The 23,638-nt window shown below is 70.5% G+C and carries 18 protein-coding genes; 14 read left to right on the top strand and 4 right to left on the bottom strand.

Going from position 1 to position 23,638, the window contains the following annotated elements:
• Positions 1-145: 145 nt before the first annotated feature.
• From QE438_RS16340 to pcaC, 8 genes are all read left to right on the top strand, one after another.
• Entirely contained in the window at positions 146-826 is a 681-nt protein-coding gene (locus QE438_RS16340; RefSeq protein ID WP_306994115.1) for a 3-oxoacid CoA-transferase subunit A, read from the top strand.
• Positions 823-1,467, top strand: coding sequence for a 3-oxoacid CoA-transferase subunit B (locus QE438_RS16335; RefSeq protein WP_130514751.1), 645 nt, complete (start codon positions 823-825; stop codon positions 1,465-1,467). The genes QE438_RS16340 and QE438_RS16335 overlap by 4 nt, the downstream gene beginning before the upstream one ends.
• A 13-nt stretch (positions 1,468-1,480) precedes the next feature.
• Positions 1,481-2,689: a 3-oxoadipyl-CoA thiolase gene (gene pcaF, locus QE438_RS16330; protein ID WP_306994119.1), complete on the top strand. Its 1,209-nt coding sequence runs from the start codon at positions 1,481-1,483 to the stop codon at positions 2,687-2,689.
• A 287-nt stretch (positions 2,690-2,976) separates the two neighbouring features.
• Entirely contained in the window at positions 2,977-3,684 is a 708-nt protein-coding gene (gene pcaH, locus QE438_RS16325) for a protocatechuate 3,4-dioxygenase subunit beta (RefSeq protein WP_130514747.1), read from the top strand.
• 3 nt (positions 3,685-3,687) lie between these two features.
• Positions 3,688-4,251: a protocatechuate 3,4-dioxygenase subunit alpha gene (pcaG, locus tag QE438_RS16320; RefSeq protein ID WP_306994121.1), complete on the top strand. Its 564-nt coding sequence runs from the start codon at positions 3,688-3,690 to the stop codon at positions 4,249-4,251.
• 802 nt (positions 4,252-5,053) lie between these two features.
• Positions 5,054-6,391, top strand: coding sequence for a 3-carboxy-cis,cis-muconate cycloisomerase (locus tag QE438_RS16315; RefSeq protein WP_306994123.1), 1,338 nt, complete (start codon positions 5,054-5,056; stop codon positions 6,389-6,391).
• A gap of 25 nt (positions 6,392-6,416) precedes the next feature.
• The gene (gene pcaD / locus QE438_RS16310; RefSeq protein ID WP_306994125.1) at positions 6,417-7,196 is read left to right on the top strand and encodes a 3-oxoadipate enol-lactonase; all 780 of its coding nucleotides are present in this window, start codon (positions 6,417-6,419) and stop codon (positions 7,194-7,196) included.
• A 20-nt stretch (positions 7,197-7,216) separates the two neighbouring features.
• Complete coding sequence (pcaC, locus tag QE438_RS16305; RefSeq protein WP_306994127.1) at positions 7,217-7,609, top strand: 4-carboxymuconolactone decarboxylase; 393 nt, start codon at positions 7,217-7,219, stop codon at positions 7,607-7,609.
• A 697-nt stretch (positions 7,610-8,306) separates the two neighbouring features.
• On the opposite strand, the gene QE438_RS16300 is transcribed toward pcaC, so the two are convergent.
• Positions 8,307-9,167 carry an IclR family transcriptional regulator C-terminal domain-containing protein gene (locus QE438_RS16300; protein ID WP_130514733.1) on the bottom strand — a complete coding sequence of 287 codons (861 nt, stop codon included), beginning with the start codon at positions 9,165-9,167 and terminating at the stop codon, positions 8,307-8,309.
• 140 nt (positions 9,168-9,307) lie between these two features.
• Positions 9,308-11,728 carry a membrane-bound PQQ-dependent dehydrogenase, glucose/quinate/shikimate family gene (locus QE438_RS16295; protein ID WP_306994130.1) on the bottom strand — a complete coding sequence of 807 codons (2,421 nt, stop codon included), beginning with the start codon at positions 11,726-11,728 and terminating at the stop codon, positions 9,308-9,310.
• Positions 11,729-12,151: 423 nt separating this feature from the next.
• Here QE438_RS16295 and QE438_RS16290 point away from each other — a divergent pair, with 423 nt between their 5' ends.
• The 4 genes from QE438_RS16290 to QE438_RS16275 all read left to right on the top strand — a co-directional run bounded on the left by QE438_RS16290 (position 12,152) and on the right by QE438_RS16275 (position 18,884).
• Entirely contained in the window at positions 12,152-13,219 is a 1,068-nt protein-coding gene (locus QE438_RS16290) for an efflux RND transporter periplasmic adaptor subunit (protein ID WP_306996244.1), read from the top strand.
• 12 nt (positions 13,220-13,231) lie between these two features.
• Positions 13,232-16,360 (top strand): efflux RND transporter permease subunit, encoded by a 3,129-nt coding sequence (locus QE438_RS16285; RefSeq protein WP_306994133.1) that lies wholly within the window; start codon positions 13,232-13,234, stop codon positions 16,358-16,360.
• Positions 16,357-17,793, top strand: coding sequence for an efflux transporter outer membrane subunit (locus QE438_RS16280; RefSeq protein ID WP_306994136.1), 1,437 nt, complete (start codon positions 16,357-16,359; stop codon positions 17,791-17,793). The genes QE438_RS16285 and QE438_RS16280 overlap by 4 nt, the downstream gene beginning before the upstream one ends.
• A gap of 131 nt (positions 17,794-17,924) precedes the next feature.
• Positions 17,925-18,884 (top strand): alpha/beta fold hydrolase, encoded by a 960-nt coding sequence (locus tag QE438_RS16275; protein WP_306994138.1) that lies wholly within the window; start codon positions 17,925-17,927, stop codon positions 18,882-18,884.
• Positions 18,885-18,949: 65 nt separating this feature from the next.
• Here the strand turns inward: QE438_RS16275 and mnmG are convergent, their stop codons facing one another.
• The gene (mnmG, locus tag QE438_RS16270; RefSeq protein WP_307184075.1) at positions 18,950-20,845 is read right to left on the bottom strand and encodes a tRNA uridine-5-carboxymethylaminomethyl(34) synthesis enzyme MnmG; all 1,896 of its coding nucleotides are present in this window, start codon (positions 20,843-20,845) and stop codon (positions 18,950-18,952) included.
• Between the two features lie 523 nt (positions 20,846-21,368).
• The gene (locus tag QE438_RS16265) at positions 21,369-21,905 is read right to left on the bottom strand and encodes a hypothetical protein (protein WP_205954196.1); all 537 of its coding nucleotides are present in this window, start codon (positions 21,903-21,905) and stop codon (positions 21,369-21,371) included.
• Between the two features lie 133 nt (positions 21,906-22,038).
• On the opposite strand from QE438_RS16265, the gene QE438_RS16260 reads away from it, so the two are divergent.
• Together QE438_RS16260 and QE438_RS16255 are read left to right on the top strand one after the other, a co-directional pair.
• Positions 22,039-22,995, top strand: coding sequence for a pyridoxal-phosphate dependent enzyme (locus tag QE438_RS16260; protein WP_306994141.1), 957 nt, complete (start codon positions 22,039-22,041; stop codon positions 22,993-22,995).
• On the top strand, positions 22,980-23,600 hold the full coding sequence (locus tag QE438_RS16255) for a YdcF family protein (protein WP_130524224.1): 621 nt from the start codon (positions 22,980-22,982) through the stop codon (positions 23,598-23,600). Before QE438_RS16260 ends, QE438_RS16255 begins: the two co-directional genes overlap by 16 nt.
• Positions 23,601-23,638: the final 38 nt, after the last annotated feature.

The raw sequence follows: 23,638 nt of genomic DNA, 5'->3' as shown, positions 1-23,638 counted from the left end.
CGATATTCGGATTGACGCGATTTTTCGCGCGGTCCACCTTGACGGCCCGCGCGGCTTGCGCGCGCGGACTGTCCAAGCGAGAGGATGCGACTTCGATGTCCCTGATTGCCCAAGCGCGCGCGGCCGGCGGCGGCGCGGTGATGCCATGATCGACAAGACCCTGCCCTCGTGCGCGGCGGCGGTGGCCGACATCCGCGACGGCGCCACGGTGATGATCGGCGGCTTCGGCACGGCCGGCATGCCCGATGCGCTGATCGAGGCGCTGATCGAACACGGCGCGCGCGAGCTGACCATCGTCAACAACAACGCCGGCAACGGCGAGACCGGCCTGGCGGCGCTGATCAAGCACAAGCGCGTGCGCAGGATCGTGTGCTCGTTCCCGCGGCAGAGCGACTCGCAGCATTTCGATGCGGCCTACCGCAACGGCGAGATCGAGCTGGAGCTGGTGCCGCAGGGCAACCTGGCCGCGCGCATCCACGCCGCCGGCAACGGGCTGGGCGCCATCTTCACCCCGACCGGCTACGGCACCGAACTGGCCGCCGGCAAGGAAACCCGCGAGATCGACGGCAGGCACTACGTGCTCGAGTACCCGATCCACGCCGACGTCGCGCTGATCAAGGCGCACCGCGGCGATCGCTGGGGCAACCTGGTGTACCGCAAGACCGCGCGCAACTTCGGCCCGCTGATGGCCATGGCGGCCAAGTGCACCATCGCCCAGGTCCACGAGGTGGTCGAACTCGGCGGGCTCGATCCCGAAGCCGTCGTCACCCCCGGCATCTTCGTCCAGCGCGTGGTCGCGGTCGGCCACGCGGAGGCCAACGCATGAGCGGCTACCAGCGCATGACCCGCGAGCAGATGGCCGCGCGCGTGGCGCGCGACATCCCCGAGGGCGCCTACGTGAACCTGGGCATCGGCCTGCCCACCCAGGTGGCCAACTACCTGCCGGCGGACAAGGAGATCTTCCTGCAGAGCGAGAACGGCCTGCTCGGCATGGGCCCGGCGCCCGCGCCGGGCCAGGAGGATCCGGACCTGATCAACGCCGGCAAGCAGCCGGTGACGCTGCTGACCGGCGGCTGCTATTTCCACCACGCCGATTCGTTCGCGATGATGCGCGGCGGCCACCTGGACATCTGCGTGCTGGGCGCCTTCCAGGTCTCCCAGCATGGCGATCTGGCCAACTGGAGCACCGGCGCGCCCGATGCCATTCCCGCCGTCGGCGGTGCGATGGACCTGGCCATCGGCGCCAAGCAGACCTACGTGATGATGGATCTGCTGACCAAGACGGGCGAGAGCAAGCTGGTCGCCGAATGCAGCTACCCGCTGACCGGCCTGCGCTGCGTCAGCCGGGTCTACAGCGACCTGGGCGTGTTCGACCTCGGCCCCGACGGGGCGCGCGTGGTCGAACTGGTCGATGGCCTGTCCATCGAGGAACTGCAGCGCCTGACCGGCCTGACCCTGGCGCACTGAACGGAGCAAGCGCATGAGTGAAGTCTTCATCGTCGATGGCATCCGCACGCCCGTGGGCCGCTATGGCGGCATCCTGAGCGGCGTGCGCGCCGACGACCTGGGCGCGGTGCCGCTGGCGGCGCTGCTGGCGCGCCACCCCGACCTCGATCCGGCCGCGATCGAGGACGTCTACCTGGGCTGCGCCAACCAGGCCGGCGAGGACAACCGCAACGTGGCGCGCATGAGCCTGCTGCTGGCCGGCCTGCCGGTCAGCGTGCCGGGCAGCACGGTCAACCGCCTGTGCGGTTCGGGCCTGGATGCCATCGGCACCGTCGCGCGCGGCATCCGCGCCGGCGAGCTGGGCCTGGCCATCGCCGGCGGCGTGGAGTCGATGTCGCGCGCGCCATGGGTGATGGGCAAGGCCGAGAGCGCCTTCGCCCGCAACCAGCAGATCGAAGACACCACCATGGGCTGGCGCTTCATCAACCCGAAGATGAAGCAGCGCTACGGCGTGGACCTGATGGGCGAGACCGCCGAGAACGTGGCCGCGCGCTACGGCATCTCGCGCGAGGACCAGGACGCCTTCGCCCTGCGCAGCCAGCAGCGCACCGCCGCCGCGCAGGCCGCCGGCTTCTTCGAGGGCGAGATCACGCCGGTCACCGTCCCGGGCAGGAAGCGCGGCGAGACCACCGAGGTCAGCGTGGACGAGCATCCGCGCGCCGACACCACGCTCGAGGGCCTGGCCAGGCTCAAGCCGATCTTCCGCCAGCCCGGCACGGTCACCGCCGGCAACGCCTCGGGCATCAACGACGGCGCCGCCGCGCTGCTGCTGGCCAGCGCCGAGCAGGTGCAGGCGCTGGGCCTGACGCCGCGCGCACGGGTGCTGGGCTTCGCCAGCGCCGGCGTGGAGCCGGCCTACATGGGCATGGGCCCGGTGCCGGCCACGCGCAGGCTGATGGCGCGCCTGGGCCTGTCCATCGGCGACTTCGATGCGATCGAACTCAACGAGGCCTTCGCCGCCCAGGGCCTGGCCTGCCTGCGCGAACTCGGCGTGGCCGACGATGCCGCCCACGTCAACGCCAACGGCGGGGCGATCGCCCTGGGCCATCCGCTGGGCATGAGCGGCGCGCGCATCACCCTGACCCTACTGCGCCAGCTCGAGGCCAGCGGCGGCCGCCGCGGACTTGCGACCATGTGCATCGGCGTGGGCCAGGGCGTGGCGCTGGCGATCGAGCGGGCTTGAGTGGCCCGAGGATCGTTCTGCCTCGTAGAGCGGAGCTTGTGGCAATCCCCTTTTGGGGACTCCGCTGAGGCCTTCCCCGAGCATCGCCCCGTCCTGTAGAGCGGAGCTTGCTCCGCTGGGGACTTCCCAACGAGCTCAACACCTGCACGTCTTTGGCGTGAAGCAAAATCAGCAACAGCAACAGCAACAGCAACAGCAGCGGAGCCCCCAAAAGGGGATTGCAACAAGCTCCGCTCTACATGAAGCAATAGCGGCGCCTCGGTGTCGCCCAGCCAACGGAGCCCGCGATGCGCGATTCCCCCCTTTCCGGTTACCGCAAGCCATACCCCGGCTCGCAACCGCCCTACATCCACCCGCCCTACGCCTCCACGGTGCTGCGCGGCGTGGGCAGCGACCCCATCGCCATCCCGGTGACGCTGTCGGAAGTGACCGGCCCTACGCTCGACCGCCTCACCCTGGGCGAGCATGCGGCCGACCTGACCGCGGGCTTTGCGGGCGAGCCGCTGGGCGAACGCATCATCGTCTCCGGCCGCGTGCTGGACGAGAACGGCAAGCCGGTGCGCAATACCGTGGTCGAGGTCTGGCAGTGCAATGCCGCCGGTCGCTACCTGCACGCCGGCGACCAGCACGACGCGCCGCTGGACCCTAACTTCAAGGGCACCGGCCAGGTGCTGACCGACGCGCACGGCCACTACCGCTTCAAGACGGTCAAGCCCGGCGCCTATCCGTGGCGCAACCACTACAACGCCTGGCGCCCGGCGCATATCCATTTCTCGCTGCATGGCGCGGGCATCGGCCAGCGCCTGGTCACGCAGATGTACTTCCCGGGCGATCCGCTGCTGGCCTTCGACCCGATCTACAACTGCGTGCCCGACCCGCAGGCCAAGGCGCGCATGGTCTCGGCCTTCGACTGGGAGACCACGCAGAACGAGTACGCGCTGGGCTATCGCTTCGACATCGTGCTGCGCGGCCGCAAGCAGACCGTCTGGGAGTAACGCATGAGCCTTCAATCGACCCCGTGGCAGACCGTCGGCCCCTATTACCGTCTGGGGCTGGAGCCGCTGTACCACACGCAGATCGCCCCGCCCGAGGCCAAGGGCGAACGCGTCACCATCACCGGCACGGTCTACGACGGCCTGGGCACGCCGGTCAGCGATGCGGTGCTGGAGCTGTGGCAGGCCGATGCCGACGGCATCTACGACCACGCAGAAGACCCGCGCCGCGACGCGCACGACCCGGCGTTCCATGGCTGGGGCCGTGTGCCGACCGACGCGCAGGGGCGCTTCTCCTTCAGCACCATCAAGCCGGGCCGCGTGCCGGGCCTGAAGGGTGTGGCGCAGGCGCCGCACCTGGTGGCGCTGGTGTTCATGCGCGGCCTGCTCAAGGCGGCGCCGACGCGCATCTACTTCTCCGACGAGGCCAGCAATGGCGAGGACGGCATCCTGGCGCTGGTGCCGGAAGCGCGCCGCGAGACGCTGATCGCGCGGCAGACGGCGCCGGGGCAGTACGCGTGGGATGTGAAGATGCAGGGCGAACGCGAGACGGTGTTCTTCAGCTACTGAGCGCGGCTTTTCGCTCTTTGCATTAGCGGTTGCGGTTGCGGTTGCGGTTGCTGTTGCTGTTGCGGTTGCTGTTGCTGTTGCGGTTGCTGTTGCTTTGCTTCACCTGTCTGAGCCGTAAAGCGAGCCGAGCATCGCAGGAAGACGGGGCCGAAGAGTCGCCCTGTTTGAGCGAAGCGAGTTTGGGCGACGTGCCCCGTCTTCCGAGAAGCGCAGGGGACCGCCGCGGAGCGGCGGCTCGCGTCCCGGCGAGAAGCGGTTTTGGCTACTTTTGACAAGACAAAAGTAGCTCGCGCGGCGAAGCCGTGCGAAAGCTTTGCTTTTAGAAGCGCCTGCATGGCACTCAAGTCTTGCTTGCAAATTTAAACCAAGTTTGACTAAGAACTGGCGTGGCAGTGATTGGACGAAGCAACGCGCCTGCGGCGCGCCAAGTGCAAAGCTTTCGCGCCTGCGGCGCGACTTCCTTTTGTCTTGTCAAAAGGAAGCAAAACCGCTTCTCGCCGGGACGCACGCCGACGCTGCGCGTCGGTCCCCTGCGCTCCTCGCGAAGCAGGGCACGGCGCCCAAACTCGCTTCGCTCAAACAGGGCGCCTCTTCGGCCCTGCTTCGCTGCGGTGCTCGGCGTGCTTTACGGCTCAGACAAAAAGCGAAGTGCAACAGCAACAGCAACAGCAACAGCTAATGCAACGGCAACGGCAACGGCAACGGCAACGGCAACGGCAACGGCAGCATGCGGTTTGACGTCATCCTTCCTGCCATCGGCCCACCATAATCCCATCAAGCCTCACACCGAAGACCCGCATCGATGACTTCCCGCCTGCTCGCCCCCCTGTTCGGCGATCCCGACATCGACACCCTGTTCGATGACCGCGCACGGCTGCAGGCCATGCTCGACTTCGAGGCCGCGCTCGCCCGCGCCGAAGCGCGCTGCGGCGTGATTCCCGACAGCGCCGTCGGCCCGATCGCCGAGGCCTGCCGGGCCGATAACTTCGATCTGGACCCCCTCGGCGCGGCCACCGCGCTGGCCGGCAACCCCGCCATCCCGCTGGTCAAGGCGCTCACCGCCAAGGTGAAGGCGCACGACGAAGACGCCGCACGCTGGGTGCACTGGGGCGCCACCAGCCAGGACGTGATCGACACCGGCACCGTGCTGCAGCTGCGCCAGGCGCTCGACACCCTGACGCCCAAGCTCGACCGGCTGTGCGCCATCCTGCGCACGCTGGCGCAGGCCGAGCGCGACACCGGCCTGCCCGGTCGCACCTTGCTGCAGCAGGCCGTGCCGGTCACCTTCGGGTTGAAGGCCGCCGGTTGGCTCGATGCGCTGCAACGCGCGCAACGACGCCTGCGGGCCCTGCGCGCCGACGCGCTGGCGCTGCAGTTCGGCGGCGCCGCCGGCACGCTGGCCTCGCTCGAGGACCGCGGCCTGGACGTGGCCGAGGCGCTCGCCCGGGAGCTGGAGCTGCCGCTGCCCGCCCTGCCCTGGCATACCGCGCGCGACCGCATCGTCGAGGTCGGCACCGCCTTCGCGCTGCTGGCCGGCGCGCTGGGCAAGATCGCCACCGATATCGTGCTGCTGATGCAGTCCGAGGTCGGCGAGGCCTTCGAGCCCGGCGGCGCCGGCAAGGGCGGCTCCTCGGCGATGCCGCACAAGCGCAACCCGGTCGGCTGCGTGGCGGCCATCGCTGCGGCCACGCGCGTGCCGGCGCTGGTGTCCACGCTGTTTTCCGCCATGAGCCAGCCGCACGAGCGCGCGCCGGGCCAGTGGCATGCCGAATGGGAGACGCTGCCCGAACTCATCCGCCTCACCGCCGGCAGCCTGGCGCAGATGACCGTGGTGCTCGATGGCCTGCAGCTGGACCGCGCACGCATGGCCGCGCATCTGGACAGCTTCGGCGGCCTGCTCTACGCCGAGGCGGTGTCGGTCGCGCTGGCGGCCACGCTCGGCAAGTCCGCCGCGCATGCGCTGGTCGAAGCCGCCGCCAAGCGCGCGGTCGGCGAGCAGCGCCACCTGCGCGAGGTGCTGGCCGAAGACACGCAAGTCAGTGCCGTCCTCGATGCCGCGCGCCTCGACGCGCTGTTCGCCGCCGACAGCTGGCGCGGCATGAGCGACACCTGGATCGACCGCGTGCTCGCGGCCGATTGATTCCTTTCCCGCGACGGAGCCAACCATGGCGTTTCTCGACCTGCCCACCCACCACCTGCACTACCGCATCGACGGCGCCGAAGGCGCGCCCTGGCTGACCTTCTGCAACTCGCTGGGCACCGACCTGTCGATGTGGGAGCCGCAGGTGGCCGAACTCGGGCGCGACTTCCGCATCCTGCGCTACGACCGCCGCGGCCACGGCCAGTCCACCGCGCCCGCCGGGCTTTACACCATCGACCAGCTCGGCGGCGACGTGGTCGCGCTGTGGGACGCGCTGGGGATCGAACGCACGCATTTCTGCGGGCTGTCCATCGGCGGGCTCACCGGGCAATGGCTGGGCCTCAACGCCGCCGACCGGCTGGCACGGCTGGCGGTGTGCGCCACGGCCGGCAAGATCGGCACGGCCGAGAGCTGGGAGGCGCGCATCGCGCAGGTGCGCGCGCAGGGCCTCAAGGCGCTGGCCGAGGGCACGGTGATGCGCTGGTTCACCGAGCACTACACCGACACGCACGAGGAACAGGTGCGCGCGGTATTGGACACTTTCCTGGCAACCTCGCCCGAAGGCTATGTCGGCTGCTGCAACGCGGTCGGCCAGGCCGACTTCCGCCACGACCTGGCCGGCATCGCCGTGCCGCTGCTGGCCATCGCCGGCGACGACGACCCGGTGTGCCCGCCGGCCGACCTGCAGTTCATCGCCGAGCACGTGGCCGACGGCCGCTTCGCCCAGGTGCAGGGCCGCCACATCTGCAATCTCGAATCGCCGGCCGCCTTCACCGCCGCGCTGCGCGACTTCCTCACCGCCTGAAAGCCTCAAGGACCCCCACGATGGACGAACAAGCCCGTTACGAAGCCGGCCTGGCCGTGCGCAAGGCCGTGCTGGGCGAGGCGCATGTGCAGCGCTCGCTGGACGCACGCACCGACTTCACCCACGAGTTCCAGCACTTCATCACCCGCGCCGCCTGGGGCGAGGTGTGGACGCGCGACGGCCTGCCGCGACACACCCGCTCGCTGCTGACCATCGCCATGATGGTCGCGCTGGGCCACGACGAGGAGTTCAAGCTGCACATCCGCGCGGCCCGCAACAACGGCGTCAGCGCCGACGAAATCAAGGAAGTACTGCTGCAGACCGCGATCTACTGCGGCGTGCCGGCGGCGAACCACGCCTTCGCCCTGGCCAAGCCGATTCTGGAAGAGCAGGCGGCCGAGTCGGCTGAGTGAGGCTCTGGTCGGTGTGACACGCTGCAGTGCTTGGAAGGGACACCCGTGTCCCTTCAAAGCCAACGCGTCTGCGCGTCACCCTTGGCGATTTGAAACGGCGCTCTTCGCGCGATCCCGCACCGGTAGATCAAAAGCGAAGCACGAGCGAGAAGCGCAAAGTCCCTGGATTCCCGCTTTCGCGGGAATGACGATCTGAAAGGATTGCTTCAGCCCCGGCTCCCCACCCAGGCCCCGTCCCCCCCTCCGCCCCACCTTCCGCTGTCGCTGTCGCTGTCGCTGTCGCTGTTGCTGTTGCTGTTGCTGTTGCTGTTGCTGTTGCTGTTGCTGTTGCTGTTGCTGTTGCGGTTGCGGTTGCGGTTGCGGTTGCTCGCAGCCTCTGCTTTTGCAGTTGCCTTACCTGTCTGAGCCGTAAAGCACGCCGAGCACCGCAGCCTGATCGGGCCGAAGAGGCGCCCTGTCTGAGCGAAGCGAGTTTGGGCGCCGTGCCCGATCAGGCGAGGAGCGCAGGGGACCGACGCGCAGCGTCGGCGTGCGTCCCGGCGAGAAGCGGTTTTGGCTACTTTTGACAAGACAAAAGTAGCTCGCGCCCGCAGGCGCGAAAGCTTTGCCCTTGGCGCGCTGCAAGCGCGATGCCTTTCGCCTTTGATACCGAAACCCTAGCGCCGGCTTTGAACCCAAGCCAGCGTGGGCGCCCAACTCAACTCAACACCGCCCCCAACCGCGCCGCCGCCTGCCGCAACGGCGGCAACAGCTGCGCATGCATCGTCTGCAGACTCACCCGTCCCGCCTGGGTCCCGATGTTGAGCGCCGCGATGACCGCCCCGGCCCGGTTGCGCACCGGCACCGCGATCGAGCGCAGGCCGATCTCCAGCTCCTGATCGGTCAGCGAGAGCTCCTCGCGCCGCACCTTGGCCAGCACCTCGAGCAGCTCGGTCGGATGGGTGATGGTGCGCTCGGTACGCGGGCGCAGCGGATTGCGCTCCAGATAACCTTCCAGCGTGTCCGGCGGCAGCGAAGCCAGCAGGATGCGGCCCATCGAGGTGCAGTACGCCGGCAGGCGGCTGCCCGAGCGCAGGCCGATGGACATGATGCGCACCGTCTCGGCGCGCGCCACGTACAGCACGTCGTCGCCGTCGAGCACGCCCAGCGAGCAGGACTCGTGCACGGCATCGCGCAGCGCGTCCAGCACCGGCTGGGCCGCCACCGCCAGCGGCGCGGAGGCCACGTAGGCGCCGCCGATGCCCAGCACGCGCGGCAGCAGCACATAGCCGCGGCCGTGCTCGCCCACGTAGCCCAGCTTGGCCAGCGTGTACAGCGCGCGCCGCACCGCCGCGCGCGGGATGCCGGTCTCGGCGCTGATCTGCGACATGGTGACCTCGCGCCCGTGCTGGGCGAACACGCTCAGCACGGCCATGCCGCGCGCCAGCGAGGTCATGAAGTCCGGGTCGCCCTGGGCGGCGTCGATCTGCCGCATGATCTCGCGCGCCAGGCCGCGCTCGGCGATCGCCGAAGCCGGAGCGGGCTTGCGGCGAGCGCGGGGCTTGGAAGAGTCGGTCATCGGCGGGCGAGTCTGCGGGCGGGCGGAGCGCCATGGTAGCGGCGCGCGCGGCGGGCGCCCAAACGAGAAGCGGCGGACCGGTGAAGGTCCGCCGCTCTTTGCTGCCTTAACGCCGGCGTGGCCGACGCGCGAAACGCGGCTTACTTGGCGTCCGGCAGGGTGTAGGCGATCACATAGTCGCCGCGGTCCGGCGACTGGCGCGCGCCGCCGGCGGTGACCACGATGTACTGCTTGCCATTGACCGCATAGGTCATCGGGCCGCCCTGGCTGCCGACCGGCAGACGCGCCTTCCACAGTTCCTTGCCGGTGCCGCTGTCGAAGGCGCGCAGGTAGTAGTCCTGCGTGCCGGCGATGAACACCAGGCCGCCCTGCGTGGCCAGCGTGCCGCCCAGGGTCGGCATGCCAACCGGCATGGGCATGTGCATCTTGATGCCCAGCGGACCGGTGTCCTCGACCGTGCCCACCGGCACCTGCCAGGCGATCTGGCGGGTCTTGAGGTCGATCGCGCTCAGCGTGCCGAACGGCGGGGCCTGGCAGGGGATGCCCAGCGCGGACAGGAAGCGGTTCTTGTTGACCGCGTACGGGGTGCCCTTGAGCGGCACCGCGCCCATGCCGGTGTTGACCGCCTCACCGCCGCTGGAGGCGGCCGCCTTGTCGGCCTTCTGCGGGATCATCTGCACCCACAGGCCCAGGCGCATGTCGTTGGCGAAGGCGTAGCCATGCACCGGGTCGAAGGACAAGCCGCCCCAGTTCATGCCGCCCAGCGAGCCGGGGAAGCTCAGCGACACATCGGTGCCCGGCGCGGTGTACAGGCCCTCGTAGCGCATCTGCTTGAAGGCGATGCGGCACAGCATCTGATCCAGCAGGGTGGCGCCCCACATGTCCGACTCGGCCAGATGCTTGGTGCCGATCTGCGGCATGCCCACCGACAGCGGCTGGGTCAGCGAATAGGGCTCGCCGGGAATGTCGGCGGCCTTGACCGGGACCTCCTTGACCTCGGTCAGCGGCTTGCCGGTGGCGCGGTCGAGCACGTACAGCTGGCCGGCCTTGGTACCGATCATCACCGCCGGGGTGGTGCCGTTGCCGGTGGGGAAGTCGATCAGGCTCGGCTGCATCGGCAGGTCGAAGTCCCACAGATCGTTGTGCACGGTCTGGTAGACCCACTTCACCTGGCCGGTGCTGGCGTCCAGCGCGGTGATCGACGCGCCGAAGCGATGGTCCAGCGCGGTGCGCTCGGCGCCGTACAGGTCGGTGGACGGGCTGCCCATCGGCAGGAACACGGTGTTCATCGCCGCGTCGTAGGACATCGGCGCCCAGACGTTGGGCGTGCTGCGCGCGTAGGTCTGGCCTTCGGCCGGCGGCGCCTTGTCGTCCGGATTGCCTGGGTCGAAGGCCCAGCGCTGGGCGCCGGTGATCACGTCGAAGCCGCGGACCACGCCGCCAGGCATGTTGGCCTGCACGTTGTCGGCCACGCGACCGCCGACCACCACGGTGGTGCCGGCCAGGGTCGGGGCGGAGGTGAGCTGATAGAACGGATCGGGCGCGGCGCCCAGGCCGGCCTTCAGGTCGACCTGGCCATCGGTGCCGAAGCCCTGGCAGAACGCGCCGGTATCGGCATCCAGGGCGATCAGGCGGCCGTCGATGGTATTGGTCAGCAGACGACGCTCACAGTTGGCGCCGGCCGGCAGGCTGACCGGGGTCACCGCCGTGGAGCCGGCCGCGGTGGGCTGCACCAGCGGCTTGCTCGCATCGAAGTAGGCCAGGCCGCGGCAGCGCTGCCAGACCGAGGACTGGGCGTTGATCTCACGCTTCCACAGCTGCTTGCCGCTGGCCGCGTCCAGCGCGATCACGTTGTTGTGCGGCGTGCACAGGAACACCTTCTGCCCGATCTGCAGCGGCGTGGTCTGGTCCTCGGCGCCGTTGCCGTTGCTCTCGGCGATGTCGCCGGTGCGATAGGTCCAGGCGACCTTCAGGTCCTTGATGTTGTCGCGGTTGATCTGGTCCAGCGCGGCGAAGCGGCTACCGCCGTCGGTATTGCCGTAGGCCGCCCAGTCGGTCTGCGCATGCGCCGGGTCCACCGGCACCAGCGCCGGGCCGGGGCCCTTGGCGGCCACCGTCGGATGCGGCACGAACATGCCGGCCAGGCCGCCGGCGCAGGCCAGCGCCAGCACCGCCGCCAGCGCGTAGGCGCCGCGTCCGCCGGGCAGGCCGCGGGCGCGGCGCAGCGTCGGGTAGGCCAGCGCCACCAGCAGTGCCAGCACCGCGGGCATCATCAGCCGCGAGGCCAGCGGCCAGAATTCCAGGCCGGCGTCCCACAGCGCCCAGACGACGCTGAGCACGAAGGCCACGGCGTACAGCCAGGCACCGGCCGGGCGGCGCAGCACCAGCAGCACCGCCGAGACCAGGCTGGCCGCGCCCATCAGCAGGAAGTAGAGGCTGCCGCCGAGGGTGGCGAGCCTGATGCCGCCGGCCAGCAGCGCCAGGCCGATCAGCGCCAGCAGCAGGCCGACGCTCCACAGCAGGATCCGGCCACCGGCCGGCACGTTCGTTTGGGTTTGCACGTTCTGATTCCTCTGCAACGTGATGGCGGCATCCGCCGTCGAAGGACGGCCGCAGCGAGGGCGGGCGCCGGGGCGCAGGATGGCATGCCGCGGCCCAGGCGGGCGTCGGCGGGTTGGGCGATTATCGCATTAGCGTTCGGTAATAGCACAGACGTGCCAGGGCCGATGGATGCGACGGACTGTGCCGGCTCCGACGTTTTTCCGACCTTGGTGAAGGGCGTACAACGCCCCGCCGCGGGGATGTCGCGATGCAACACATCTCGGGAGTAGCGTTGCGCGCTTCTCACCGGCTGCAATCCCATGTCCGACCTTCCGCTGGCGCCTCGTCGTCTTGTTCACTGTGCCCTGTTGCTGGCCGTTACCGCGGCCGGGGGCTGCTCCGCCAACAAGCCGACCACCGAGACGCCGCCGCGGGTCGGGGTGATGACCCTGGGCGCACGCACGCTGCCGGTCGAGCGCACCCTGCCCGGCCGGACGGTGGCCTACGAGACCGCCGATGTGCGCCCGCAGGTCGGCGGGCTGCTGCGCCAGCGCCTGTTCGAGGAGGGCCAGGAGGTCAAGGCCGGGCAGCCGCTGTATCTGATCGATCCGGCGCCGTACCAGGCCGCCTACGACGTCGCCCGCGGCAATCTGGTGCAGGCCGAGGCGGCGCTGGCCAGCGCGCGACCCAAGGCCGAGCGCACCCGCACCCTGACCGCCATGGACGCGGCCAGCAAGCAGGACGCCGACGATGCGCTGTCCGCCCTGCGCCAGGACGAGGCGGCGGTGGTCGCGGCCAAGGCCAATGCGCAGGCGGCCAAGATCAACCTGGACTACACCCGCATCACCGCGCCGATCTCCGGCCGCATCGGCACCTCCGCCTACACCGTCGGCGCGCTGCTCACCGCCGACCAGGACACCGCGCTGACCACCATCCAGCGGCTGGATCCGATCTACCTGGACGTCACCCAGTCCAGCACGCAGATGCTGGCCCTGCGCCGTCAGCTCGATGCCGGGCAGATCCATGCCATCGACGGCAAGGCCCAGGTGCAGGTGCGGCTGGAGGACGGCAGCCCCTATGCGCACGCCGGCACGCTGGAGTTCGTCGGCACCCAGGTCAACGCCGGCACCGGCAACGTCACCCTGCGCGCGGTCGTGCCCAACCCCGAGCACCTGCTGCTGCCCGGCATGTACCTGCGCGCGGTACTGCCGATGGCCACCGACCCAGGCGCGGTGCTGGTGCCGCAGCAGGCGGTGACCCGCGACAGCAAGGGCGAGCCGCTGGTGAAGCTGCTCGATGCGCACAACCAGGTGGTGGAGCGCCGCATCCGCACCGGCGAAGTGGTCGGCCACGACTGGGTGGTGGAGTCGGGCCTGAAGCCGGGCGATCGGCTGATCGTGATCAACGCCAGCCGCGCCGAGCTGGGCAAGCCGGCGCAGCCCTACCCGGTCAGCGCCGCGCAGCTGGACGCCACGCCGGCGCTGCCGACCGACGACGCCCAGGCCGAGTAAGGGACCCCTCGCATGTCGCGCTTCTTCGTCAACCACCCGACGGTGGCCTGGGTCATGGCCATCGTCATCGTGCTGATCGGCATGCTCGCCATCCACGCGCTGCCGGTCGAACGCTATCCGCAGATGGCGCCGCCGACCATCACCGTGCGCGCCAGCTATACCGGCGCCTCGGCGCAGACGGTGGAGAACACCGTCACCCAGCTGATCGAGCAGTCGCAGCAGAGCCTGGACCACCTGCTGTACATGACCTCCACCAGCGCCTCGGACGGCAGCGCCCAGGTCAACCTGGTGTTCGAGACCGGCACCAACGCCGACACCGCCCAGGTGCAGGTGCAGAACCAGCTGCAGTCGGTGATGTCGGTGCTGCCGCAGGCCGTGCAGCAGAACGGCCTGGTCATCACCAAGTCCAGCGGCTCGCTGTTCGAGGTGGTGGCGTTCACCTCCGACGACGGCAGCATGGACAACTTCGATGTCGCCAACTACATGGAGTCGAACATCGATGACCAGATCAGCCGCGTCAGCGGCGTGGGCAACATCCAGCCGCTGGGCTCGGAATACGCCATGCGCATCTGGCTGGATCCGGAGAAGCTGCGCAAGTACGCGCTGATGCCGTCCGATGTGGAGAACGCGCTGCAGTCGCAGAACACCGACGTGTCGGCCGGCGAGATCGGCGGCCAGCCGGCGCTGCGCGGCCAGCGCCTGGACGCGACCGTGACCACCCGCAGCCGCCTGCAGACCCCGGCGCAGTTCGGCGCGATCGTGCTCAAGAGCGACGCCAGCGGCGCGGCGGTGCGCCTGTCGGACGTGGCCACCATCGGCCTGGGCCCGGAGACCTACGACAGCATCACCCGCTTCAACGGCAAGCCCTCGGCCTCGCTGGGCATCGAGCTCAACTCCGACGCCAACGCGGTGGAGACCTCCGAGGCGATCGAGAAACGCCTGCAGGAACTCAAGCAGTACTGGCCGCACGGCTACAACTACCACATCGCCTTCAGCACCACGCCCTTCGTCACCACCTCGATCAAGGAGGTGGTGATCACCCTGATCGAAGCGGTGCTGCTGGTGGTGGCGGTGATGTACCTGTTCCTGCAGAACTGGCGCGCCACGCTGATCCCGACCATCGCCGTGCCGGTGGTGCTGATGGGCACCTTCGGCGTGCTGGCCGCGTTCGGCTATTCGATCAACACCTTGACCATGTTCGCCATGGTGCTGGCGATCGGCCTGCTGGTGGACGATGCCATCGTGGTGGTGGAGAACGTCGAGCGCGTCATGAGCCAGGAAGGCCTGCCGCCCAAGGAGGCCACGCTGCGCTCGATGCAGCAGATCGGCGGCGCGCTGGTCGGCATCGTGCTGGTGCTGACCGCGGTGTTCGTGCCGATGGCGTTCTTCAACGGCGTCACCGGCGTGATCTACCGGCAGTTCTCGATCACCATCGCCGCCTCGATGATCCTGTCGGTGCTGGTGGCCATGACCCTGACCCCGGCGCTGTGCGTGACCATCCTTACGCCGCTGCACCAGGGCGAGGAGGCGATCGGCTCGCACGGGCGCCTGGGCCGGTTCTTCCTCTGGTTCAACACCCGCTTCCGCCAGCTCACCGAGCGCTACCGCGGGCTGGTCGAGCGCGTGCTGGGCCGGCGCGCGCTGGGCCTGATCGCCTATGCGCTGCTGATCGCGGTCACCGGCGTGCTGCTGTGGCGCCTGCCCGGCGCGTTCCTGCCCGACGAGGACGAGGGCATGCTCAACGTGCTGGTCAAGCTGCCGGCCGGCTCCACCCTGGAGCAGACCCTGGCGGTGACCGACCGCCTGACCCAGGCCGCGCTGAAGGATGCCGGCGTGCGCTCGGTGCTGTCCTCGGCCGGCTTCAGCGTGACCGGCGCCGGCCAGAACGTCGGCATGGCCTTCATCCGCCTGAAGGACTGGGACGACCGCGACGACGACGCGGCGACCATCGCCGATCATCTGAACAAGGCGCTGGCCGACGTGCCGGATGCGGAGCTGTTCGTGACCTCGCCGCCGGCGATCACCGGACTGGGCGACGCCTCGGGTTTCACCTTCGAGCTGATGGACTACGAGGGCGCTGGCCACAACGCCCTGGTCGCCGCGCGCGACAAGCTGCTGCGCCTAGCCCAGCACGATCCCAAGCTGATGAACGTGCGCTACGCCAGCCTGGAGGACGCGCCGGTGTACGCGGTCAAGATCGACGACGCCAAGGCGCAGGCGCTGGGCCTGGACCCGGGCGACATCAACGCCACGCTCAACAGCGCGCTCGGTGGCGACTTCGTCAACAACTTCATCTACAAGGGCCGCATCAAGAAGGTCTTCGTCCAAGGCGATGCGCAGGCGCGCATGACGCCGCAGGACCTGGACCGCTGGACGGTGCGCAACGCCGGCGGCGACATGGTGCCGATGTCCTCCTTCACCCAGTCGCACTGGACCAGCGCGCCGGCCGCGCTGGAGCGCTACAACGGCGTGTCGGCGATGGAGCTGACCGGCCAGGCGGTGCCCGGGGTCAGCTCGGGCGCGGCGATGGACGAGATGGCCGAACTGAGCAAGCAGCTGCCGCACGGCTTCGGCTACGCCTGGTCGGACATGGCCTACCAGGAGAAGCTGTCGGCCAACCAGGCGCCGGCGCTGTACGGCATCTCGCTACTGTTCGTGTTCCTGTGCCTGGTGGCGCTGTACGAGAGCTGGTCGATCCCGTTCGCGGTGATGCTGGCGGTGCCCGTGGGCGTGTTCGGCGCGGTGGCGCTGATGAGCCTGCGCGGGCTGGAGAACGATGTGTACTTCCAGGTCGGTCTGCTGACCACGGTTGGCCTGGCGGCCAAGAACGGCATCCTGATCGTCGAGTTCGCGCGCGAGCTCGAGCACAAGGGCGAGAGTCTGCTGGCCGCCACGCTGCATGCGGTGCAGATGCGCCTGCGGCCGATCCTGATGACCTCGCTGGCCTTCCTGCTCGGCGTGCTGCCGCTGGTGTTCAGCAAGGGCGCCGGCTCGGCCGCGCGGCACTCGCTGGGCACGGGCGTCACCGGCGGCACGCTGGCCTCGATCACGCTGGGCCTGTTCTTCGTGCCGCTGTTCTACGTGATCGTGCGGCGGCTGTTCCCGGATCGCACCGCGGCCAGCACGGAGGTGCAGGCATGAGCACGCCCGCCCGCATCGGCGTGGCCACGGCCACGCTGCTGGCCCTGGCCGGCTGCACCCTGGCGCCGACCTACCAGCGCCCGGCCGCGCCGGTGCCGGCCGACCTGGCCGCGGCCGATGCCGCGCCCGCCGCCGGCCCCGCCGTCGACACGCTGGCCCTGCCGGACTGGCAGCAGGTGTTCCTGGATCCGCGCCTGCGCCAGACCATCGCGCTGGCGCTGCAGAACAACCGCGACCTGCGGGTGGCGATGCTGTCTATCGACAAGGCGCGCGCGCAGTACCGCCTCCAGCGCGCCGCGCAGCTGCCGTCGTTCGATGCCAACGCCAGCATGAGCCGCACGCGCACCAGTCCCGCCAGCAACGACGATGGCGTGTCCCAGCTCGCGACCAACGACGCCGTGCAGGTCGGCCTGAGCAGCTGGCAGCTCGACCTGTTCGGCCAGCTGCGCAGCCTCAGCCAGGAGGCGCAGCAGAACTGGCTGTCCAGCGCGGAGAACCAGCGCAGCGTGCGCCTGAGCCTGATCGCCCAGGTCGCCGCGGCCTGGCTGACCGTGGCCGCCGACCAGGCACAGCTGACCCTTACCCAGCAGACGCTGGACAGCCAGGCGCAGACCCTGCAGCTGACCGAGCGCCAGCACAGCGTCGGCAGCGTGTCGGGATTGGACCTGGCCCAGCAGCAGACCAGCGTCGAATCGGCGCGGGTCGCCGTGGCCAGCGCCGCCACCCAGCTGGCGCAGGCGCGCGACGCGCTGCAGCTGCTCGTCGGGGCGCCGCTCGACCCGTCGTTGCTGCCGACCGAGCAGGCGCTGCAGGACAGCGTCGCACTGGCGCCGCTGCCGGCGCACCTGTCCTCGGCCGTGCTGCTGCAGCGCCCGGACGTGCTCGCCGCCGAACACAGCCTGCAGGCGGCCAATGCCGACATCGGCGCCGCGCGCGCGGCGTTCTTCCCCTCGCTGAGCCTGACCGCGTCCACCGGCCGCAGCAGCGATGCGCTGTCCACGCTGTTCTCGGCCGGCAGCCGCACCTGGTCGTTCGTGCCCAGCATCACCGCGCCGATCTTCCACGCTGGCGCGCTGAAGGCCTCGCTGGATGCCTCCAGGCTGGGCAAGGACATCGCCGTGGCGCAGTACGAGAAGGCGATCCAGTCGGCCTTCGCCGAAGTGGCCGACGCCCTGGCCACACGCGACCACCTGCAGGCGCAGCTGACCGCGCAGCAGGCCTTGGTGGACGCCAGCCAGCGCAGCTACACCCTGGCCGACGCGCGCTACCGTGCCGGCCTGGACGGCCACCTGGCGGTGCTGGATGCGCAGCGTTCGCTGTACGCCGCGCAGCAGGCGCTGATCACCCTGCGCCAGCAGGACGCCAGCAACCGGGTCACGCTGTACCAGGTGCTGGGCGGCGGCGCCGACGCGCAGGCCACCGCCGCGCGCTGAGCCGCCGCGGCGCGGGCATGTGCCCGTCATCGCCCGCGCATGAGCCCATGCGCGATCGCCATCTGCGCCGGGCATCGCACGGCCGGCGCGTGGCCGATAATCGCGGTCCATCGCTTCTGGGGAGATCGTCGATGTCGCGCCGCCTTGCCGCCCTGCTGATCCTGGGCCTGTTCGCCTCGTCCCTGGCCCCGGCGCGCACGCCGGCGCAGGGCGCGGCACCGCCCACCGCGCACCTGACCGTGCCCGCCGACGATGGCCTGCCACTCGCTGTCTGGGCGCGCGTGCCGGCGCATCCGCGCGGCACGATCCTGCTGGTGCACGGGCGCACCTGGAGCTCGCGCCCCAACTTCGACCTGCAGGTTCCCGGCGAGCCGGCCGATGCGCGCTCGGTGCTCGCGGCGCTGGCCAAGGCGGGCTACGCGGCCTACGCGCTGGATCTGCGCGGCTACGGCGCCACCCCGCGCGACGCCTCCGGCTGGGATACCCCGGAGCGCGCGGCCAGCGATGTGATCGGCACGCTGCGCTGGATCGCTCAGCGCCATCCCCAGCTGCCGGCGCCTGCCCTGCTGGGCTATTCGAACGGTTCGCTGGTAGCGCTGCTGGTCGCGCAGCAGCAGCCGGCCGCGCTGTCGACGCTGGTGCTGTACGGCTTCCCGGTCGATGTCGACGCGCCGCCCTCGCCGCCCGCCGACACGCCGGCCCAGCCGCCGCGCCAGCCCACCACCGCCGAAGCGGCGGCCTCGGACTTCATCACCGCCGGCGCGTTTCCGCCGGCGGTGCGCGAGGCCTATGTCGCCCAGGCGCTGGCCGCCGACCCGGTGCGCAGCGACTGGCGCGCGACCGAGCAGTTCCGCTTCACCCCCGAACAGGTGCGCCTGCCGGTGCTGCTGTTGCGCGGCACCCACGACCCGCTGGCCACCCAGGACGAGAGCGGCCACCTGTACCGGCGCCTGGGCAGCGGCGACAAGACCTGGGTGACCCTGCCGGATGCGGACCACGTCGCCCACGTCGAGGACGGCCACGCCGGCTGGGTGCGCGCGGTGACCGATTTCCTCAGCCGCCCACGCGTGCCGGCGAAGCCCGCACCGTGAAGCGCACGACGCCCGGCATCGCCGGGCGTCGGATCGGTCACGCGTTGAAGTGAGGGCTTGGCGCCTCAGGCGACGCGGCTGGCGCCGCGCCGCGCGCGCTCCAGGTGCACCAGCAGCAGCGAGATCGCCGCGGGGGTCATGCCGGGGATGCGCTGGGCCTGGCCCACGGTCTGCGGGCGCACGCGTTCGAGCTTGCCCTGCACCTCGGCCGAGAGCCCGCGCACGCCGGCGTAGTCGAACGCCTCCGGAATCGGCGTGCCCTCGTTGCGCTGCTGGCGCTCGATCTCCACGCGCTGGCGATCCAGGTAGCCGGCGTACTTCACCGCGATCTCGACCTGCTCGGCCACCTGCGCATCGTCCACGCCCGGGCCGATGCCTTCGACCCGCATCAGCCGGGCGTAGTCCAGCTCGGGGCGCTTGATCAGGTCCAGCGCGCTGCTCTCGCGGCTGACCGCCACGCCGAGCGCGGCCTCCAGCTGGCGGCCCAGTGCATTGGCCGGGGTGGCCCACAGCGCGCGCAGGCGCTGGGTCTCGCGCTCGACCGCCTCGCGCTTGGCCTCGAAGCGCGACCAGCGCGCGTCGTCGACCAGGCCCAGCGCGCGGCCGATCGGCGTCAGGCGCGCATCGGCGTTGTCCTCGCGCAGCTGCAGGCGGTATTCGGCGCGGCTGGTGAACATGCGGTACGGCTCGGAGGTGCCGTGGGTGATCAGGTCGTCGACCAGCACGCCCAGATAGGCCTGGTCGCGGCGCGGCGACCAGGCGTCCCGGCCCTGCACCGCGCGCGCGGCGTTGAGCCCGGCCAGCAGGCCCTGCGCGGCGGCCTCCTCGTAGCCGGTGGTGCCGTTGATCTGGCCGGCGAAGAACAGCCCGGCCACCAGCTTGGTCTCCAGCGAGGCCTTCAGCCCGCGCGGGTCGAAGAAGTCGTACTCGATCGCATAGCCCGGCCGGGTGATATGCGCCTGCTCGAAGCCGACGATGCTGCGCACCAGTTCCAGCTGCACATCGAAGGGCAGCGAGGTGGAGATGCCGTTGGGGTAGATCTCGGCCACGTCCAGGCCTTCGGGCTCGACGAAGATCTGATGGCTGGCCTTCTCGGCGAAGCGCACCACCTTGTCCTCGATCGAGGGGCAGTAGCGCGGGCCAATGCCCTCGATCTGACCGCTGTACAGCGGCGAGCGGTGCAGCGCGTCGCGGATGATCTGATGCGTGCGCTCGGTGGTGTGGGTGATCCAGCAGCTGACCTGGCGCGGGTGCTCGCGCACATCGCCCAGAAAGCTCATCACCGGCAGCGGGTCGTCGCCGGGCTGCGGCGCCATGGCCGCGTAGTCCAGCGTGCGCCCGTCGATGCGCGGCGGCGTGCCGGTCTTGAGCCGGTCGATGGCGAAGGGCCGCTCGCGCAGGCGCGCGGCCAGCGTCGTGGCCGGCGCATCGCCCATGCGCCCGGCGGCGTACTGGGTCGGCCCGATATGGATCTTGCCGGCCAGGAAGGTGCCGGCGGTCAGCACCACGGCCGGCGCCTCGAAGCGCAGCCCGGTCTGGGTCAGCACCCCGCGCACGGCGTCGCCTTCGATCAGCAGGTCGTCCACCGCGGCCTGGAACACGGTCAGGCCCGGCTGCGACTCGACCATGCGCCGGATCGCGCTGCGGTACAGCGCGCGGTCGGCCTGGCAGCGGGTGGCGCGCACGGCCGGGCCCTTGGAGGCGTTCAGCGTGCGCCACTGGATGCCGGCCAGGTCGGCGGCGCGGGCCATGGCGCCGCCCAGGGCGTCGATCTCCTTGACCAGGTGGCCCTTGCCGATGCCGCCGATGGCCGGGTTGCAGCTCATCGCCCCGACCGTCTCGATGTTGTGGGTCAGCAGCAGGGTGCGGGCACCGGCGCGGGCGGCCGCCAGCGCGGCCTCGGTGCCGGCATGGCCGCCGCCAACCACGATGACCTCGTAGCGGTGGAAGGACGCATTCATGACGCGGATTTTCTCATGCGAAGGGCGGTCGCGGGCCCGGCAACGGGGCCGGCGCGAAAAAGTTGGCACGGCTTCTGCGTAACCCCATCGGCACCCATCGTGGCAAGCGACTTCGGGCGCCTAAGGCTGGTATTGGAACAGGGGCCAGCCGCTAGCGCACGTTGGGGACGCCGGGGTCGGCAGTCGGGGGACTGCCGGCCCCTCTTTTTTTTGTGGCCACGGCGGCGGTCGAACAGCGGCGCGCCCTGGCCGGGAATCCAGCGGATCCCCAGAAAACACAACGCCCGGCATGGCCGGGCGTTGTGCTGTTTAGGCGCCGACGACCGGCAAGGGCCGGAACAGGGGGGATCCAGATTTCCCCACCGGGCGTCGGCATGGAAGCCGTTGTCAGCTCGTGTTACGTCAGAAAACGACGCAACCGGTCAACGTGGCGCTAGCTTGCGGGCGCGACCGGCTCGGACGCAAGCACTCATTCATCGTTGCCGATCGGGCGATGACGGAAGTGAGACGCCCGTGGCATTGCCTATTCCTCGTTGCGCGAACGCGGGGTCAGCCGCGGCGGCAGGGCCGGGCGGCTGGGCATGGACCGCATCGGCCGCTCGACGCCTTCGGCGCGAGGCGGCATGGCCGGGCGCGACATGCCCGCCGGGTTGGACGGATTGGACGGCCGCTGCGGGCGCAGGCGGTCGGGCAGCTGCGGGCGCCCGTTGTCGCCGGTCATCGGCGGTCGCGGCCAGCCGCCCGGCGGCGGGCGATGGTCGCCATCGCCGGGCCGGCCGTCGTGCGGCGGGCGCGGCACCGGGCGGATCACGTAATAGGGGCGGTTGTAGTAGTAAGGCGCGTAGCCATACCCATAGCCGCCATAGCCGCCGCCGTAGCCGTAATAGCCATAGCCCGGGGCGCCGCCGTAGTAGCCGCCCCAGTAGCCGTCGGGATAGGTGTAGCGGTAGGTCGGGCTGCCCCGGTAATAGCCACCCGGGCCACTGCCGCCGGCGTAGTCGTAGGTGGCGCAACCGCCCAGCGCGGTGAGGGCGATGGCGGCGATCAGCAGGCGTTTCATGGTGGACCCCCCGGTCTGCACCGTTCTCAAGGTCGCCAGATTGGGCTTAACGCATTGAACCCGTGATTAATTCTGTCAAGCGCGTGACTTGCTGCAGTGCGGCGGCAAAAGCGCATCGGGTACGCTTAAGGGCATGTCCGACCTGCCCCATTTCGACGACGTTCTCGACGCCGCCGCCCGCATTGCGCCGCATGCGCGCCTCACCCCGACGCTGACCTCCTCCACCCTCGACGCCATGAGCGGCGCCCGGCTGTTCTTCAAGGCCGAGCACCTGCAGCGCACCGGCGCCTTCAAGTTCCGCGGCGCCTGCAATGCGGTCTGGGCGCTGGACGATGCGCAGGCCGCGCGCGGGGTGGTCACCCATTCCTCGGGCAACCACGGCGGCGCCCTGGCGCTGGCCGCGGCCACGCGCGGCATCCCCTGCCATGTGGTGGTGCCCGAGAACGCCGTGGAGACCAAGCTGGCCGCGATCCGCCGCAACGGCGCGGTGCTGCACCTGTGCGCGCCGACCATCGCCGCGCGCGAGGCGGGCGCCGCCCGGATCCAGGCCGAGACCGGCGCGCACCTGGTCCATCCCTACACCAACCCGTTCGTGATCGCCGGCCAGGGCACCGCGACCCTGGAGCTGCTGGAACAGGCCGGCCCGCTCGATGCGCTGGTCACACCGGTCGGCGGCGGCGGGCTGGCCTCCGGTTCGGCGCTTGCCCTGCACGCGCGCCATCCCGAGGCGCAGCTGTGGCTGGCCGAGCCGGAAGGCGCCGCCGACACCGCGCGCTCGCTGGCGGCCGGGACGCTGCAGCTGGACTTCGTCCCCGATACGGTCTGCGACGGCCTGCGCGGCACGCTGGGCGCGCCCGATTTCGACCTGCTGCGTCAGCACCAGGCCCGCGTGGTCACCGTGTCCGACGCCGACACCATCGCCGCCATGCGCCTGCTGTGGCAGGTGACCAAGCAGATCGTCGAGCCCTCCTCGGCCATCGTCCTGGCCCTGGTGCTGGCCAACCGCGAGGCCTTCGCCGGCAAGCGGGTGGGCCTGGTGCTGTCCGGCGGCAACGTCGACCTGGACGCGCTGCCCTGGTCCAGGGTGTGAGCCGCACGCGTCGCCGCTGGGGCCTGTGGGGCTGGGCGTGGCGCCTGGTCTGCGTGCTGCTGCTGTGGCTGGTCGGGGTCTCGGCCTACATCATCGGCGTGGGCTGGCGCGACGAGGCCGCGCCGGCCGACGCGATCATCGTGCTGGGCGCGGCGGCCTACGACGCGCGGCCTTCGCCCGTGTTCGAGGAGCGCCTGCGCCACGGCATCGACCTGTACCAGCGCGGCCTGGCCGGGCATCTGATCTTCACCGGCGGCTTCGGCGGGGCCGGGGCGCGCTTCGCCGAATCGCAGGTCGGGCGGCGCTATGCGCTCAAGGCCGGCGTGCCCGAGCAGGCGATCCTGATCGAGACCACCTCGCGCACCACGCGCCAGAACCTGCAGCAGGCCGCGCGCCTGATGCAGGCGCACCAGCTGCACACCGCGATCATCGTCTCCGACCCGCTGCACATGGCCCGGGCGATGCGGCTGGCGCGCCAGGAAGGCATCAGCGCGCTCGCCTCGGCCACGCCGACCAGCCGCTTCCGCAGCGTCCGGGCCAGCTGGAAGTTCTTCCTGCAGGAGCTGTACTTCTTCCACCGCGACCTGGTGCTCGAAGCGGTCTAGGCCGGCCCCTTCAAGCCCCGCCATCCCCCGGGCGTTAT

It is taken from the genome of Pseudoxanthomonas sp. SORGH_AS_0997 (assembly GCF_031453535.1).
GTDB lineage: Bacteria > Pseudomonadota > Gammaproteobacteria > Xanthomonadales > Xanthomonadaceae > Pseudoxanthomonas_A > Pseudoxanthomonas_A winnipegensis.
The sequence above is the reverse complement of the archived record's forward strand: the minus strand, read 5'-3'. Positions and strand labels throughout refer to the sequence as shown.

What these genes read in the sequence shown, in the direction of transcription:
- QE438_RS16340 (WP_306994115.1), top strand. Translation starts at nt 146, where the DNA reads ATGATCGACAAGACCCTGCCCTCGTGCGCGGCGGCGGTGGCCGACATC.
- QE438_RS16335 (WP_130514751.1), top strand. Translation starts at nt 823, where the DNA reads ATGAGCGGCTACCAGCGCATGACCCGCGAGCAGATGGCCGCGCGCGTG.
- pcaF (WP_306994119.1), top strand. Translation starts at nt 1,481, where the DNA reads ATGAGTGAAGTCTTCATCGTCGATGGCATCCGCACGCCCGTGGGCCGC.
- pcaH (WP_130514747.1), top strand. Translation starts at nt 2,977, where the DNA reads ATGCGCGATTCCCCCCTTTCCGGTTACCGCAAGCCATACCCCGGCTCG.
- pcaG (WP_306994121.1), top strand. Translation starts at nt 3,688, where the DNA reads ATGAGCCTTCAATCGACCCCGTGGCAGACCGTCGGCCCCTATTACCGT.
- QE438_RS16315 (WP_306994123.1), top strand. Translation starts at nt 5,054, where the DNA reads ATGACTTCCCGCCTGCTCGCCCCCCTGTTCGGCGATCCCGACATCGAC.
- pcaD (WP_306994125.1), top strand. Translation starts at nt 6,417, where the DNA reads ATGGCGTTTCTCGACCTGCCCACCCACCACCTGCACTACCGCATCGAC.
- pcaC (WP_306994127.1), top strand. Translation starts at nt 7,217, where the DNA reads ATGGACGAACAAGCCCGTTACGAAGCCGGCCTGGCCGTGCGCAAGGCC.
- QE438_RS16300 (WP_130514733.1), bottom strand. Translation starts at nt 9,167, where the DNA reads ATGACCGACTCTTCCAAGCCCCGCGCTCGCCGCAAGCCCGCTCCGGCT.
- QE438_RS16290 (WP_306996244.1), top strand. Translation starts at nt 12,152, where the DNA reads ATGACCCTGGGCGCACGCACGCTGCCGGTCGAGCGCACCCTGCCCGGC.
- QE438_RS16285 (WP_306994133.1), top strand. Translation starts at nt 13,232, where the DNA reads ATGTCGCGCTTCTTCGTCAACCACCCGACGGTGGCCTGGGTCATGGCC.
- QE438_RS16280 (WP_306994136.1), top strand. Translation starts at nt 16,357, where the DNA reads ATGAGCACGCCCGCCCGCATCGGCGTGGCCACGGCCACGCTGCTGGCC.
- QE438_RS16275 (WP_306994138.1), top strand. Translation starts at nt 17,925, where the DNA reads ATGTCGCGCCGCCTTGCCGCCCTGCTGATCCTGGGCCTGTTCGCCTCG.
- mnmG (WP_307184075.1), bottom strand. Translation starts at nt 20,845, where the DNA reads ATGAATGCGTCCTTCCACCGCTACGAGGTCATCGTGGTTGGCGGCGGC.
- QE438_RS16265 (WP_205954196.1), bottom strand. Translation starts at nt 21,905, where the DNA reads ATGAAACGCCTGCTGATCGCCGCCATCGCCCTCACCGCGCTGGGCGGT.
- QE438_RS16260 (WP_306994141.1), top strand. Translation starts at nt 22,039, where the DNA reads ATGTCCGACCTGCCCCATTTCGACGACGTTCTCGACGCCGCCGCCCGC.